The 279-nt window shown below is 63.4% G+C and carries 1 protein-coding gene; it reads right to left on the minus strand.

Annotated elements, in window-relative coordinates:
• Window positions 1–52 precede the first annotated feature (52 nt).
• Window positions 53–279: aldo/keto reductase (locus tag EN862_RS35925; protein ID WP_135913363.1), on the minus strand; the 227-nt coding region annotated here is incomplete at its 5' end.

Raw genomic sequence — 279 nt, forward strand, 5'->3', positions numbered from 1 at the left:
GCGCATCCAAGGACACGCGGCTCTCGAAAAGGTCAGCTTATCTCAAAGGCAGTTACGCCCTCGGCACGAACGCAGCGGGACGGCGGCCGGCGGTTTTCCGCTCTAGCATCCAGCCGGGATATTCGGCCGGCAGGGCGCTCACCTCATCGAGCCTGGCGAGATCGTCGGCATCGAGCTTGAGGCTGGTGGCGGCGAGGTTTTGTTCGAGCTGCTCCATGCGGCTGGCGCCGATGATGACGCTCATCACGAACGGTTTTGCCAGCACATAGCCGAGCGCCA

Origin of the sequence: Mesorhizobium sp. M2E.F.Ca.ET.219.01.1.1 (assembly GCF_004016445.2) — a bacterium.
Taxonomy (GTDB): Bacteria; Pseudomonadota; Alphaproteobacteria; order Rhizobiales; family Rhizobiaceae; genus Mesorhizobium.